The 13838-nt window shown below is 41.0% G+C and carries 17 protein-coding genes; 13 read left to right on the top strand and 4 right to left on the bottom strand.

Features of this window, described 5'->3' with window-relative positions; translation table 11 throughout:
* Nucleotides 1-23: 23 nt before the first annotated feature.
* Nucleotides 24-317, top strand: coding sequence for a YesK-like family protein (locus ABG082_RS11090; protein WP_348936098.1), 294 nt, complete (start codon nt 24-26; stop codon nt 315-317).
* Between the two features lie 12 nt (nt 318-329).
* Here ABG082_RS11090 and ABG082_RS11085 read toward each other — a convergent pair whose 3' ends face one another.
* The gene (locus tag ABG082_RS11085; RefSeq protein WP_282833868.1) at nt 330-1223 is read right to left on the bottom strand and encodes a YegS/Rv2252/BmrU family lipid kinase; all 894 of its coding nucleotides are present in this window, start codon (nt 1221-1223) and stop codon (nt 330-332) included.
* Nucleotides 1224-1390: 167 nt separating this feature from the next.
* On the opposite strand from ABG082_RS11085, the gene ABG082_RS11080 reads away from it, so the two are divergent.
* The 6 genes from ABG082_RS11080 to ABG082_RS11055 all read left to right on the top strand — a co-directional run bounded on the left by ABG082_RS11080 (nt 1391) and on the right by ABG082_RS11055 (nt 5911).
* A complete protein-coding gene (locus tag ABG082_RS11080) occupies nt 1391-1828 on the top strand; it encodes a BrxA/BrxB family bacilliredoxin (RefSeq protein WP_007501138.1) in 438 nt (145 codons plus the stop codon).
* Nucleotides 1829-2024: 196 nt separating this feature from the next.
* Complete coding sequence (locus ABG082_RS11075; RefSeq protein ID WP_025207597.1) at nt 2025-2789, top strand: transporter substrate-binding domain-containing protein; 765 nt, start codon at nt 2025-2027, stop codon at nt 2787-2789.
* A gap of 120 nt (nt 2790-2909) precedes the next feature.
* The gene (locus ABG082_RS11070) at nt 2910-3569 is read left to right on the top strand and encodes an amino acid ABC transporter permease (RefSeq protein ID WP_024718895.1); all 660 of its coding nucleotides are present in this window, start codon (nt 2910-2912) and stop codon (nt 3567-3569) included.
* Nucleotides 3562-4284, top strand: coding sequence for an amino acid ABC transporter ATP-binding protein (locus ABG082_RS11065; RefSeq protein WP_017357952.1), 723 nt, complete (start codon nt 3562-3564; stop codon nt 4282-4284). Before ABG082_RS11070 ends, ABG082_RS11065 begins: the two co-directional genes overlap by 8 nt.
* A 111-nt stretch (nt 4285-4395) precedes the next feature.
* Nucleotides 4396-5349, top strand: coding sequence for an aromatic acid exporter family protein (locus tag ABG082_RS11060; protein WP_007501130.1), 954 nt, complete (start codon nt 4396-4398; stop codon nt 5347-5349).
* 52 nt (nt 5350-5401) lie between these two features.
* Entirely contained in the window at nt 5402-5911 is a 510-nt protein-coding gene (locus ABG082_RS11055) for a L,D-transpeptidase (protein WP_008342241.1), read from the top strand.
* A 39-nt stretch (nt 5912-5950) separates the two neighbouring features.
* Here ABG082_RS11055 and prli42 read toward each other — a convergent pair whose 3' ends face one another.
* The gene (gene prli42, locus ABG082_RS11050) at nt 5951-6043 is read right to left on the bottom strand and encodes a stressosome-associated protein Prli42 (RefSeq protein WP_017357951.1); all 93 of its coding nucleotides are present in this window, start codon (nt 6041-6043) and stop codon (nt 5951-5953) included.
* 101 nt (nt 6044-6144) lie between these two features.
* On the opposite strand from prli42, the gene mce reads away from it, so the two are divergent.
* The 4 genes from mce to ABG082_RS11030 are packed head-to-tail and all read left to right on the top strand — an operon-like array spanning nt 6145 to nt 9640.
* A complete protein-coding gene (gene mce, locus ABG082_RS11045; protein WP_348936097.1) occupies nt 6145-6567 on the top strand; it encodes a methylmalonyl-CoA epimerase in 423 nt (140 codons plus the stop codon).
* Complete coding sequence (locus ABG082_RS11040; protein ID WP_348936096.1) at nt 6560-8023, top strand: acyl-CoA carboxylase subunit beta; 1464 nt, start codon at nt 6560-6562, stop codon at nt 8021-8023. The genes mce and ABG082_RS11040 overlap by 8 nt, the downstream gene beginning before the upstream one ends.
* Nucleotides 8024-8039: 16 nt before the next feature.
* A complete protein-coding gene (locus ABG082_RS11035) occupies nt 8040-9161 on the top strand; it encodes a tripeptidase T (RefSeq protein WP_348936095.1) in 1122 nt (373 codons plus the stop codon).
* Between the two features lie 14 nt (nt 9162-9175).
* Nucleotides 9176-9640, top strand: coding sequence for a chemotaxis protein CheW (locus ABG082_RS11030; RefSeq protein WP_008342245.1), 465 nt, complete (start codon nt 9176-9178; stop codon nt 9638-9640).
* Between the two features lie 126 nt (nt 9641-9766).
* On the opposite strand, the gene ABG082_RS11025 is transcribed toward ABG082_RS11030, so the two are convergent.
* Nucleotides 9767-10585, bottom strand: a complete 819-nt coding sequence (locus tag ABG082_RS11025) for a membrane protein insertase YidC (RefSeq protein ID WP_007501121.1) — start codon at nt 10583-10585, stop codon at nt 9767-9769.
* 25 nt (nt 10586-10610) lie between these two features.
* A complete protein-coding gene (locus ABG082_RS11020; RefSeq protein ID WP_008342247.1) occupies nt 10611-10892 on the bottom strand; it encodes a hypothetical protein in 282 nt (93 codons plus the stop codon).
* A gap of 120 nt (nt 10893-11012) precedes the next feature.
* On the opposite strand from ABG082_RS11020, the gene ABG082_RS11015 reads away from it, so the two are divergent.
* A complete protein-coding gene (locus ABG082_RS11015; protein WP_008342250.1) occupies nt 11013-12269 on the top strand; it encodes a DNA polymerase IV in 1257 nt (418 codons plus the stop codon).
* Between the two features lie 98 nt (nt 12270-12367).
* Entirely contained in the window at nt 12368-13777 is a 1410-nt protein-coding gene (gene gndA / locus ABG082_RS11010) for an NADP-dependent phosphogluconate dehydrogenase (RefSeq protein ID WP_008342251.1), read from the top strand.
* Nucleotides 13778-13838: the final 61 nt, after the last annotated feature.

Genomic DNA, 13838 nt, shown 5'->3' with positions numbered 1-13838 from the left:
ATCAATCAGAAAGGAGCGATGAGATGTCTGGATTAGATTTCTTTGCTTTTCTTACGATTGGTCTGATGTTTATAACAGCCATTGCGTTCGCTTTTCTTCGGTATATTTCCAAATCACGCAATCATCCTGAACGCTTACTGCTCATCATATCAATCGTTTCAATCATTCAAATCGCCTATTGCTTGTTGATGATAGGTGGATTTAAAGGAGTCGCCAATAGTTTATTAGGCATTTCCCTTCTTATAGGTACACTGCTAGGGTATGCACTTGAATATTTATACAGACGTTATATCAAAAAAGCGCCCGCATCGAAATGATGCAGGCGCTTTTTATTCTGCTGGAACAATAAAGGTCAAATGCTGTTTTAATACTTCAAGGGAAGAAGGAGCAGTCATATATACCTCACCATCTGTATCTGCATCCATTTCCTCTTTTGTATGAATATGAATGCGGGATGCTTGAATAAGAGACAGGTCACCTTTAAAATCTTCTAGCTCTTCGCGGTTCATTGAAAAAATCTCTTTTAAAGCAGAGAAACTCGTATTTCTGCAAATTAAAATTTCGGCTTTTCCATCATCAATTGAAGCATTTGGCAGATCTAATTTATTTGTACCGATAAAGTGCCCATTCATGACAAGGACAATCACAGCTTCTTCTTCCCAGTTTTCCTCTTCGGTTTCAATGCGTACGTAGAAAGGTTCTGTCTGCTGAAGGGTTCGAAGAGCGCTCGTGAAGTAACTGATTTTTCCGAGGACAGCTTTTTCTTTATCATTAATATTGTTTGAGGTATCTGCGATGAGACCAATCCCCCAAAAATTTAAAAGGTATCGATCATCTGCTTTGATTAAATCGACCTTTTTTTCAGTGCCATCTATCACCATTTGAGCGGCCTTTGGCATCTGCTGCGGGATGCCTAGCGTTCTAGAAAAGTCATTGCACGTCCCGCCAGGTAAAATCGCTACAGCTGGCCTTTTTTCTAAACCGCCAATTCCATTCATACATTCATGGACGGTTCCGTCTCCGCCTAGTATAATCAACAATTCAATCGACTCATCCATCTCGCGGCAGAAATGATAGGCATCATTCGGCTGTTTTGTAGGCTTAAGGATGAGTTCATCAATATGTAAAGAAAGAAGAGGCACTGTTTGACCTAGTGTTTTTTCCATGTTTTTTTGTCCAGCATTTCCGTTATAAATGAGTATCGCTTTTTTGAATTGTGCCATCACGCAGTTCTCCCTTTCATCACTTTACTATCACTTTTCCCCAATTCCACAGGTCATAAACGACGTTTGAAAAAAGTGAAGGGGGCGAAACAAGACATTTGCCCGCCGGCGTTTTCCTTGATATGATGTAGTTAAAATGGTTTGGTACGTAGAAGGAGTGGACGGTTATGAATATTGATTTTAATTTATTTATGAATGATATTGTGAAACAAGCACGAGAAGAGATTAAACAGGCAGGTTATACGGAACTGACAACAGCTGAAGAAGTCGATGAAGCGCTGACGAAAAAAGGAACGACACTTGTCATGGTGAATTCAGTGTGCGGCTGTGCAGGTGGTATTGCTAGACCAGCGGCTGGTTATTCTGTTCATTACGATAAGCGTCCAGATCAATTGCTCACAGTGTTTGCTGGACAGGACAAAGAAGCAACCGCAAGAGCACGTGAATACTTTGAAGGTTTCCCGCCATCTTCACCATCATTTGCTCTATTAAAAGACGGGAAAATCATTAAAATGGTCGAACGTCACGAAATCGAAGGACATGAACCGATGGAAGTGGTGTCAAAACTTCAAGCCGCTTTCGATGAGTATTGCGAAGAAGTGTAACATGTTACTTTTGAATGAATTATTCAAATGCAGTCCGGTCTTTTGATCGGTCTGTTTTTTTGTTTTACATGACATAAGAATCAAAATAATTTTAGCAAAATACTATTGCATATCAAAAAGAAAGTGTTTAAAATACATTATAGTGAATAAATATTCAAATCTACTCATGATTTTAAATACTAGGAGGCATTATCATATGAAAAAGTGGTTATTATTACTTATGACAGCTGGTCTTGCAACTGCATTAGCAGCATGCGGAACTTCTTCTAATAATTCAAACGCATCAGGAGACGACAAAACACTCATTATGGCGACTTCAGCAGATTATCCGCCATTTGAATCAAAAGACGGTGATAAAATTATCGGTTTTGATGTCGACCTTGCTACAGCTCTAGCGAAAAAGAACGGCTACAAGCTAGAAATTCAAGATATGGACTTTGCAAGCCTCGTGTCAGCTCTTAAAACAAATAAAGCTGATATTGTGCTTGCAGGCATGACACCTACTGAAAAACGTAAAAAACAAGTTGATTTCTCAGATGTTTACTACAATGCTGAAAACTTGGTTGTATCAAAAAAATCTAGCGGTATGAAAACAGAGAAAGATTTAAAAGACAAAACGGTTGGCGTTCAATTAGGTTCTATCCAGCAAGATGAAGCAAACGGATTGCAAAAGAAATATAACTTAACAGTTGAAGATCGTAATAAAATTTCTGATATCATTCAAGAAATTAAAGCAGGCCGTTTTGATGCAGCTATTATTGAAGATAAAGTAGCGGCTGGCTACTTGAAAAAGGAAAAAGATTTCCAAGCATTTGGATTGAATAGCTCAAACGAAGGTTCAGCCATTGCATTCAAAAAAAATAGCGACTTAACAGCGAAATTCAATAAATCATTAAAAGAAATGAAGGATAATGGCGAACTTGATAAACTCATTAAAAAATGGTTTGCTGATGAAAAGTAAGTCAGGAAAAGGATCAGCGTCATTCATGAAAATCAAGTAGAAAGCGCTGAAAAGTTCAACATGTGTTGAACTTTTTTCCTGTTTATTCTTTGATTTTATCTGAAGGAAAAAAAGGAGAATATCATGATGGATTTTAAAGATGTCATACCTCAGATGCCCTTTATTTTAGAAGGTCTTAAAGTAACGCTTTCTATTGTTGTGGTATCACTGTTCCTTGGTTTTATTTTAGGAATCTTATTAACGCTCTGTAAAATTAGTGTATTTAAGCCGCTTATCTGGCTAGCAGATTTTTATACGTCAATCTTCCGAGGCACACCGCTTGTGCTTCAGCTTTTGATTATTTATTTTGGTCTTCCGCAGCTGCTCGGCTTTCAAATTGATCAATACTGGGCTGCTGTAGCCGCCTTTTCACTAAACTCGGCGGCGTACGTTTCTGAGATCATTCGTGCAGGAATCAATGCCATTGATAAAGGGCAAAAAGAAGCGGCCGTTGCTTTAGGTATTCCGTATGCTAAAATGATGAAGGACTTATTGCTTCCGCAAGCATTCAAAAATATTTCACCAGCACTTGTGAACGAAACGATTACACTGACAAAAGAATCAGCGATTGTCACAGTCATTGGACTGGGCGATGTCATGAGACGAGCTTATCAAGCAGGTGCCGTCACCTATAACTATCTTGAACCGCTTATTTTTGCGGGTCTCATCTATTATGTCATCGTGCTTATTCTTACCTTCGTCGGCAAATCGGTGGAAAGGAAGTTAAAATCAAATGATTAAAATAGAGAAACTCACAAAATCTTTCGGTAAAAATGAAGTGTTGAAAGGGATTGATACCACAATTAAAGAAGGCGAAGTGGTAGCTGTCATCGGGCCATCTGGTTCAGGAAAATCAACATTTCTTCGCTGTATTAACTTACTTGAAAAACCGACTTCTGGAGTGATTACGATTCAGGGGACGGAAATTACCAATCCAAAAACAAATGCACTAAAAGTGCGCGAGAATATTGGTATGGTATTTCAGCATTTTCACTTATTCCCGCACAAAACAGTGCTAGAAAATATTACGTATGCGCCAATGAATGTAAAGAACCAATCGAAGGAAGACAGCATCAAGCAGGCAGAGGAGCTTTTAAAAAAGGTCGGACTTTTAGAGAAAAAAGATGATTATCCGAACCGGCTGTCAGGTGGTCAAAAGCAGCGTGTCGCCATTGCACGTGCCCTTGCGATGACACCAGACATCATGCTTTTTGACGAGCCGACGTCTGCTCTTGATCCAGAAATGGTAAAGGAAGTATTAGAGGTCATGAAAGAGCTCGCTCAATCTGGGATGACGCTGATGATCGTCACACATGAAATGGGCTTTGCAAAAGAAGTGGCAGACCGTGTGATCTTTATGGATGATGGGAAAATTGTAGAGGATGCAAATCCTGTAGAATTCTTTGAATCTCCGTCTTCACAGCGTGCTCAAGATTTCTTACAAAAAATATTATAATGAAAAAAACGAGGAGGAGACTTAACATCTCCTTCTTTTTTTGATTATAATGGGGAAAGTAAAAAAAGTTCATCATTTCACAAAAGTAGACAGAAAAGAGTGAATCACATCATGTTTAAAATCGGCTACCGAACGCTGAAAACAGCATTAGGAACAGCTCTAGCCATTTACATTGCACAAATGCTCGGTCTGCAAAACTATTCAGCTGCCGGCATTATTACGATCCTATGTATTCAGGTGACGAAAAAAAGGTCACTCCTCGCATCTGGGGCCCGCTTTGCCGCATGCAGTCTTGCCATCTTATTTTCTTATTTGTTTTTTGATCTGATTGGGTATCATCCTTTCGTCATTGGACTGATGCTGCTCGTCTTTATTCCAACAACGGTCTTGCTTCGGATTAAAGAAGGGATTGTCACAAGTTCAGTGATTATCCTTCATTTGTATATGTCTGGAGGCATTACGCTTCATCTCATCTGGAATGAGCTTTTACTCATCACCATTGGTGTAGGGGTCGCACTCATTATGAACCTGTATATGCCTAGCGTTGATAAAAAGCTGAAACAATACAGTGAACAAATTGAAGCGAATTTTGCGAAAATCTTTGAAGAAATCGAGCAATATTTAATGACCGGAAAACAAGACTGGACAGGAAAAGAAATTCCAGAGACGCATCAATTGATTAAAGAAGCGAAAGCTCTTGCATACCGTGATGTTGAAAATCATGTCTTAAGACATGAAAATCTGTATTATCATTATTTCAACATGAGACAAAAGCAATTTGAAATCATTGAGCGGGTGCTTCCGAAAATTACGTCCATTTCTGTTACAACGGAGCATGGGCAAATCATTGCAGAATATATTAGAGATTTACGAGAACATATTCACCCAGGGAACACGGCGCATAAGTTCTTAAGACGCCTGATTGATATGAAAGAAGAGTTTGATGCACTGCCGCTTCCGCAAACACGTGAAGAATTTGAAGCTAGAGCCGCACTCTTTCATTTTCTCGGAGAAATGGAACAATATTTGGTGCTGAAAAGTTATTTTAAAGGGATGAAAGAATAAAGACGCATGAGTTCCTCCTTCATTGGTCAATCTAATGAAAAAGGAGGAGCCTATGCGTCTTTTATTTTATACTGTGCTGACCATGTCCCTTTCACCCATCTGGCCGCTCGGGCAAAACCCGCTTCCAGGAGACCCGTATGTCATTATTAATAAACAAACGAACGAGCTTGCGTATATTGATCATGGGAAAATTCAAAAAGTCTACCCGGCTTCTACTGGCAAAACAGCTGATTTAACGCCAGAAGGTGAATTTACGATTATGATCAAAGCGAAAGATCCTTATTACAGAAGAAAAAATATTGAAGGCGGCGCGAAGAATAACCCACTCGGCCGAAGGTGGATTGGATTTGATGCGCGAGGAACCGACGGGAGAACCTATGGTATTCATGGAACAAGTGATGAGACATCGATAGGGAAATTTATTACGGCGGGCTGTGTACGTCTTCATAATCAAGATGTAGAACGGCTATTTGATCAGCTTCCAGTTGGTACAAAGGTATGGATCACGACATCAAGCGATGCATTTGAAAAACTGGCCAAAGACAAACAGGCCATTCGTTAAAAAACGAATCACCTGCTTGTCTGCTTTTTTATCAACACTTTATAAAAAGGCTGCCGCTCCTGCTAAAAGTGAAGAAATTAACAGTAAGCTAATCATGAGCAATACCATAAATTTCATGAATTTCTGAGACATATCGCACCCCTATAATTAAATGTTTTTGCGACGAGCGCACCTTTCTTTATTCTAGCTCGTTTTTACGCAGGCGACAAGTGATGTACAAAGGAAGTGAACGGATGAATCAAATCGATCATATAGCCATTGCCGTTTTTTCAATTCAAAAAACAGCACGTACGTTCTCCAGGCTGTTTAACTGGGAATTTTCAGACATAGAAGTACTTCCAAATCAAGGGGTCAAAGTATCTTTTGCTTCCCTAGGTGATCTGCACATTGAGTTGATTGAACCGATGTCGGATCACAGCACATTACATACCTTTTTAACAAAAAGAGGAGAGGGGCTTCATCATATTGCATTAAAGTCAGGTGACATTCAGGCTAATCTCAGTCAACTTGACGAGCTCGGCATGCAACTCATTCAAAAGGGCGCACAAAATGGTGCGAACGGAAAGCGCATTGCGTTTATTTCACCAAAAGAAACGTCAGGTGTGCTAATTGAATTGTGTGAGCCTTTGAAAGGAGAGAAACAGGAAGATGCATGAATCGTTCAATGACTTGACTGAATGGCGCGAGAAAGCTTTAAGGGGCGGTGGTGAAAAACGAGCAGCGGCTCACCGAAACAAAGGAAAGCTGACTGTTCGGCAGCGGCTTCATGAACTTCTTGATGAAGGCAGCTTTATGGAAATTCAGTCATTTGCTAAAGGCTGCCGCTCAGAACATATAGGGGATGGCGTTGTCACTGGGACGGGACTGATTCATGGGAGACAAGTAGGTGTATATGCACAAGATGCGACCGTGTACGGGGGTTCGCTAGGGGACATGCATGCGAAAAAAATAGCGGCTTTAATGGATTTGGCGGCTAAAAATCAAATGCCTGTTATCGGTCTAAAAGACTCAGGTGGTGCGAGAATTCAAGAGGGTGTGGTATCATTAGAGGGATATGGTCAGATTTTTAAACGGAATGTGCTGTACTCTGGTCAAATTCCGCAAATATCCGTTATTTTAGGCTCCTGTGCGGGAGGTGCAGTTTATTCACCTGCATTGACGGATTTTGTATTCATGACGGAGCAAACAGCTCATATGTTTTTAACTGGTCCGAAAGTGATAGAAAAAGCAACAGGAGAGACGGTCTGTCCTGACCGGCTTGGAGGTGCAGCAGTTCAGCATCAAACAAGCGGGAATGTGCACTATACAGGGAAAGATGAGAGAGACGTGTTAAAAGCAGTTCGAACGCTTATAACGTACATACCAACGAAACGACGGCCTGTCATTCATCGTAAGGTGCAAAAGCATGATGCGAGCGATCTTGGGAACATCTTGCCAAAGGAGCCATCACGTACTTATGATGTCAAACAAGTGGTGACAGCGATCACCGACCACGGCTCTTTTTTTGAAACGCAGCGTTGTTTCTCCAAAAATATCGTCACAGGTTTTGCCAGATTACAAGGGTCTTCCATTGGTCTTGTAGCCAATCAGCCTAAGGTGCTGGCAGGAAGCCTTGACCTCGATGCTGCTGATAAAGCGGCTCGGTTTATTCGATTTTGCGATGCATTTCATATTCCCATTTTAACCCTTGTGGACGTTCCTGGTTTTTTGCCAGGTGAGAAAGCTGAGCATGCAGGCATTATCCGCCACGGCGCAAAGCTTCTGTATGCGTATGCTGAGGCGACCGTTCCAAAGATCACTGTGATTTTGAGAAAGGCGTTTGGCGGTGCATACGTTGCGATGAATAGTAAGGGCTTAGGTGCTGACTTTGTATATGCATGGCCAGAGGCAGAAATTGATGTCATGGGAAAATCGTTTGCAGACGAAATTGTTCATTCTGCTTTGCGTGAGGTGGACAATGAACCTAGTGTCATGAAGGCAGCACAATTAGGATTAATCGACGATATTTTAATGCCAGATGAAACGAGAGAGCGGCTCATTCGCTCATTTGACCTGCTTCGCAGTAAGGAAGAAGATAGACCGTTAAAAAAGCATGGAAACATGCCGCTATAAGAGGAGGAGCTTCATCATGATCAATGAGAAACGCTTATTAGACGAATTTTTAGAACTTGTTCAAATCGATTCAGAAACAAAACATGAAGAAAAAATTGTTGAAGTCCTAAAAGAGAAATTTACTGATTTAGGGCTTAATGTAGTTGAAGATGATTCAAAAGAGACAACCGGCCACGGAGCAGGCAATCTTATTTGCACACTTGAAGGGAATCAAGAGGCAGATACGATTTATTTTACTTCTCATATGGATACAGTTGTACCAGGTAATGGCGTTAAGCCAGTCATTGAAGACGGCTATGTCAAGACAGATGGCACAACCATTCTTGGTGCTGACGATAAAACAGGGCTTGCTGCAATGTTTGAAGCGATCCGTGTCCTAAAAGAGAAAAATGTACCGCATGGCAAGATTGAATTTGTCATTACAGCTGGTGAAGAATCAGGACTTGTAGGAGCAAAAGCGTTAGATCCGAAACTGATGACAGCAAAATATGGTTATGCCCTTGATTCAGATGGCAAGGTCGGTACCATTATCGTGGCTGCGCCAACACAGGCGAAAGTACGCGCAACCATTTACGGAAAGACAGCTCACGCAGGTGTGGCACCAGAAAAAGGCGTCTCTGCGATTACGATTGCATCAAAAGCGATCGCCAGCATGCCGCTTGGCCGTATTGATGAAGAAACAACGGCGAATATCGGCCGTTTTGAAGGTGGAACACAAACGAATATTGTCTGTGATCAAGTGGATATTCTGGCAGAGGCGCGTTCTTTAGAACCGACAAAAATGGAAGCACAAGTAGCAAAAATGAAAGAAGCCTTTGAAAAAACCGCTAAAGAAATGGGCGGAAGTGCCGATGTACAAATTGACATCATGTATCCAGGCTTTAAATTCTCACACGGCGATCAAGTCGTTGAAGTGGCGAAAAAAGCGGCTGCGAAAATTGGCCGTCCTTCAGAACTACAGACAAGCGGGGGAGGCAGTGATGCAAACGTCATTGCTGGAAATGGCATCCCAACTGTCAACCTAGCTGTTGGATATGAAGATATTCATACGAAAAATGAGAAAATGCCGATTGAAGAATTAGTCAAGACAGCTGAAATGGTTCTCGCCATTATCGAAGAAACGACAAATCCATCGTAAAGGCAGGAGACTCTGTGAGCACGCAAAAGATCATTATTTTCCAAGTGGGACAAGAGGATTTTGGTATCAGCGTAGAGCATATACGCTCGATTGAGAAGGTCCCTTATTTACAAGAAGTATCGAACCTTCCAAAAGAGATTAAAGGACTCATGTCGTTAAGAGGAGAGGTCATTCCAGTCAGTGACACAGGTGTCATGCTGCACGGAAAACCTCTGGATGTAACCGAACAGTCTAAGGTTCTACTATTTGAATTAAACGATCAAATGATTGGCTGCCTTGTTTCTGATGCAAAAGATATCATTGATATCGAGCTAAGTGAGATCAAGCCATTTCATATGAACACAAAAGCATCTGAATATTTCTTCGGCGTCGTTGAGAGAGAGAACAAGATGATTTTACAAGTGGACCCTAATAAGTTTCTAGGGAAAATTGAGGATCTTGATCAATTGCCTGAGCGATTGAAAGAGGAATTGGCATAAACAAAGGCCCCTTATCCATGGATAAGGGGTCATTTTGCGTGCCGGAGCTCACGAATCTTTTATTTGTTGCGCTCTACAGAAGACAAATATAGCCCCCTTATCATGTTTAGGTAAGGGGGCTATAATTTATTCAGCTGCTGGGTTAATTGAATCGTTTGCCGCAGCTTTTGTTTTTGATTTTTGGTACATCACATTTAAAATAATCGTTTGAATGGTGAGTAAAAGTCCACTTGTCATCCAATATAAAGGAAGAGCAGCGGGAGCATTAATTGACAGAAACAGCATCATGACTGGGAAAATCATGCCCATGATTTTTGCTTGTTTCAGTGCAGCTTCTGTTTGGGTGCCTGATTGCTTTGCGAATTTTTGTGTGACATAAAATTGCAAGAAATACATGGCCCCTGCAAAGATTGCCACCAAAAGATCAGTTTGTCCTAAGTTAAACCATAAGAACGAATGTGTTGCGATCTCAGGTGTTGAGCGAATTGCCGAGTAAAAGCCAAGAACAATTGGAATTTGAATCAGCATCGGCAGACAGCCCATTGCCAGCGGGTTCACATTGTTGTCTTTATATACTTTCATCATTTCCATTTGCAGTTCTTTTTGTTTTTCAGGTTCTTTCGTTTTTTTCAATTTGCTTTGTATTTGGTCAATCTGAGGTTTAACGAGTGCCATTTTCTCTTGCATCACTCTCTGCTTTTTAAATTGGTTTGCAAAAAGCGGGAAAATAAGCAGCCGGACAATCAATGTCACGAACATAATGGATAAACCGTAGTCATCATGGAAAAAGTTCGCAAGCCAGATAATCAACTCAGAAAAAGGCTGAACAAAATAATGATGGAAAAACCCATCAGAGCTTGTATTTGTTTGCGCACTCGCAGCAAATGCCGGTGACGCTACCATCATCAAAAATAAAGTCGTACAAATTGTCAATAAACGTTTCAATTCATTTCCTCCTCAATAATAAAATCTAATAAGAGAGAGGAAGCGAATGGTCTTCATCATCATTTGATGATCTTTTCATTCGAATGACTTTACTAATCCAAGTTGTAATGCGATCATATATGATAAACAGAAAGTCTGTTCGATTCAAACAAGATGCGTCCAACTCTTCTAAACGATGTCCTCCGAGGTGCTCGTTCATTCGGCAGTCTTTTAATAAGAAAGCAATACCGATGGCGGTCAGCGCTGGAAGAATAATCGTAAAGAATTCAACAAGGAAAAAGACTTCATTGAATGTATCAATAATCATGATTATCACATCCATTTCATTACTCACAGTGTACTATACACCATATGAAATGTCTAATGGAACAAACAGGTGAAATCACGGTGAAGTGAAGGAAAGTAGATCACCTAAGGAGGCAAGCAAATGGCTGATTCTCAAAAGAAGGGGCGAATCATTTTTCATATTGATATGAATAGTTTCTATGCATCCGTAGAAATGGCGTATGATCCTTCTTTGAGAGGGAAACCTTTAGCCATTAGCGGAAATGCAAAAGAGCGCAAAGGGATTGTTGTGACCTGCAGCTACGAGGCAAGAGCACTCGGTGTGAAGCCCCCGATGCCACTCTGGGAAGCGAAGCGGCTTTGTCCGGGACTGATTGTGCGTACACCCAACTTCGACCGGTACCGCAGCTCCTCACAAGAAATGTTTACCATACTAAGAGAATATAGTGACTTAGTTGAACCCGTTTCAATTGATGAAGGCTATATTGATTTAACCAATACCCCTTATGCGGAGCATGCCGTGAAAACCGCTCATGATATTCAAACGAGGCTAGTAGAAGAGCTCATGCTTCCTTCTAGCATTGGCATTGCACCAAATAAATTTCTAGCTAAGATGGCGTCTAATTGGAAAAAGCCAATGGGCATTACCATTTTGCGTAAACGAGATGTCCCGAGAATGCTCTGGCCGCTCCCGGCAGGTGACATGCATGGGGTTGGACAGAAAACGGCAGATAAGCTGAAAACCATCGGAATTCATACAATTGAAGATTTAGCGAAAGCGAATGAATATGCGCTGAAAGAGTTATTAGGCATCAATGGACCGAGGTTAAAGCAAAAGGCAAACGGAGAGCATGACGGCATTGTAGATCCAGAAAGAATATACGAATTTAAATCTGTCGGCAATTCTTCCACTCTTCCTCACGATTCTGATGATACAGATGAACTGGTCTCATTAATAGAGAAACTGTCGCAATCGGTGAGTGCCAGATTACGAAGAAAAGAAGTGATGGCGAATCGGCTGCTCATTATGATTCGTTATGCAAGCTGGAAAAATATCACACGGAGCGTCACACTCACGAATCCAACTGATCGAAAGGAAGATCTATTTGAGGCGGCAAAGCAGCTATTCCTAAAGCATTGGAATGACCAGCCAGTAAGACTTTTAGGTGTGACGGGGACCGATCTTGTGGAACGAAAATCAGCCGTCAAGCAGCTTGATTTATTCTCTTATACAGAAGATGCAAAAGACGAACCGCTCCAATCTCTTTTAGACGGATTGAAAGAAAAATACGGTAAACCACTCATTCAAAGAGGGGTGACCATTAAGGAAAAAGAGAGCAAAACAAGTGGTACAAGTTTTAATAAAGACTTTTTTCAGGACGAAAGAGGAAATGACTAGCCTGAAAACTTGATAAAAGAGGTGATGTTGTGGTAATTTCAAAGGGTACATCATTTCAGCAGTAATCAATATAGTGTGTTAGAAGGGACGTCAGAATTATGTCAAAACAACAAATCGGTGTCGTTGGACTAGCCGTTATGGGGAAAAACCTTGCCCTAAATATTGAAAGCCGCGGTTTCTCCGTGTCCGTTTATAACAGATCTAGCAGCAAAACAGAAGAGTTTCTTCAAGAATCACAAGGGAAAAACGTTGTAGGCACATACAGCATTGAAGAATTTGTTCAATCGCTTGAAACGCCGCGTAAAATTCTTTTAATGGTAAAAGCGGGTGCAGCAACAGATGCAACCATTCAATCATTACTTCCTCACCTAGAGAAAGGTGACATTTTAATTGATGGTGGAAATACATATTACAAGGATACTCAAAGACGTAACCAAGAGCTTGCGGAAAGTGGTATTCACTTCATTGGTACAGGTGTTTCTGGCGGTGAAGAAGGCGCACTTAAAGGTCCTTCTATCATGCCTGGCGGTCAAAAAGAAGCGCACGAGCTAGTGAAACCAATTTTAGAAGCCATCTCTGCGAAAGTAGATGGTGAGCCTTGTACAACGTATATCGGTCCAGATGGAGCAGGACATTATGTCAAAATGGTTCATAACGGTATCGAGTACGGAGACATGCAATTGATCTCTGAATCATATTTTATCTTGAAGCATGTCGCTGGATTATCAGCAGGTGAGCTTCATGAAGTATTCTCAGAGTGGAATAAAGGCGAACTTGACAGCTACTTAATCGAAATCACAGCTGACATTTTCACAAAAGTGGATGAGGAAACAAACCAGCCGTTAGTAGATGTCATCTTAGATAAAGCCGGCCAAAAAGGAACTGGAAAATGGACAAGCCAAAGCTCACTTGATTTAGGTGTCCCGCTTCCAATCATTACGGAATCTGTTTTCGCACGTTTTATTTCTGCGATGAAAGATGAGCGTGTGGAAGCAAGTCAATTAATTCAAGGGCCTGAGCCAACTCAATCAGCTGAAGATAAACAAGCATTAATCGAAGCTGTTAGAAAAGCTCTCTTCATGAGTAAAATCTGCTCATATGCACAAGGTTTTGCGCAAATGAAAGCAGCGTCTGAAGAGTATAACTGGGATTTGAAATACGGTGAAATTGCGATGATCTTCCGTGGTGGATGTATCATTCGTGCAGCCTTCCTGCAGCAAATCAAAGAAGCTTATGACCGTAACCCTGAATTGAAAAACCTATTGCTTGATCCTTACTTCAAGGATATCGTAGAAAGCTATCAATCATCACTTCGTAAAGTGATTTCACTTGCAGTAGAACAAGGTGTTCCTGTTCCTTCATTCTCAAGTGCACTTGCTTACTTTGATAGCTATCGTACAGCTGTCCTTCCAGCTAACTTAATTCAAGCACAGCGTGACTACTTCGGCGCACATACGTATGAGCGCACAGATAAAGAAGGCGTCTTCCATACTGAATGGATGAAATAAGTATAAAACCTCAAAAGACCTTACCTTGGTAAGGTCTTTTTTGTGTTTACATCTATTCGGC

It is taken from the genome of Bacillus sp. BS1807G30, from assembly GCF_040047675.1.
Classification (GTDB): domain Bacteria; phylum Bacillota; class Bacilli; order Bacillales; family Bacillaceae; genus Bacillus; species Bacillus altitudinis.
Note: the sequence above shows the minus strand (reverse complement) of the source record. Positions and strands in the feature narration are given on the sequence as shown.

Bases quoted from the DNA above. Each gene is read 5' to 3' on its own strand.
- ABG082_RS11065 (WP_017357952.1), top strand. From the start codon at position 3,562: ATGATTAAAATAGAGAAACTCACAAAATCTTTCGGTAAAAATGAAGTG.
- ABG082_RS11055 (WP_008342241.1), top strand. From the start codon at position 5,402: ATGCGTCTTTTATTTTATACTGTGCTGACCATGTCCCTTTCACCCATC.
- ABG082_RS11035 (WP_348936095.1), top strand. From the start codon at position 8,040: ATGATCAATGAGAAACGCTTATTAGACGAATTTTTAGAACTTGTTCAA.
- ABG082_RS11080 (WP_007501138.1), top strand. From the start codon at position 1,391: ATGAATATTGATTTTAATTTATTTATGAATGATATTGTGAAACAAGCA.
- ABG082_RS11075 (WP_025207597.1), top strand. From the start codon at position 2,025: ATGAAAAAGTGGTTATTATTACTTATGACAGCTGGTCTTGCAACTGCA.
- prli42 (WP_017357951.1), bottom strand. From the start codon at position 6,043: ATGTCTCAGAAATTCATGAAATTTATGGTATTGCTCATGATTAGCTTA.
- ABG082_RS11040 (WP_348936096.1), top strand. From the start codon at position 6,560: ATGCATGAATCGTTCAATGACTTGACTGAATGGCGCGAGAAAGCTTTA.
- ABG082_RS11060 (WP_007501130.1), top strand. From the start codon at position 4,396: ATGTTTAAAATCGGCTACCGAACGCTGAAAACAGCATTAGGAACAGCT.
- ABG082_RS11020 (WP_008342247.1), bottom strand. From the start codon at position 10,892: ATGATTATTGATACATTCAATGAAGTCTTTTTCCTTGTTGAATTCTTT.
- mce (WP_348936097.1), top strand. From the start codon at position 6,145: ATGAATCAAATCGATCATATAGCCATTGCCGTTTTTTCAATTCAAAAA.
- ABG082_RS11015 (WP_008342250.1), top strand. From the start codon at position 11,013: ATGGCTGATTCTCAAAAGAAGGGGCGAATCATTTTTCATATTGATATG.
- ABG082_RS11090 (WP_348936098.1), top strand. From the start codon at position 24: ATGTCTGGATTAGATTTCTTTGCTTTTCTTACGATTGGTCTGATGTTT.
- gndA (WP_008342251.1), top strand. From the start codon at position 12,368: ATGTCAAAACAACAAATCGGTGTCGTTGGACTAGCCGTTATGGGGAAA.
- ABG082_RS11085 (WP_282833868.1), bottom strand. From the start codon at position 1,223: ATGGCACAATTCAAAAAAGCGATACTCATTTATAACGGAAATGCTGGA.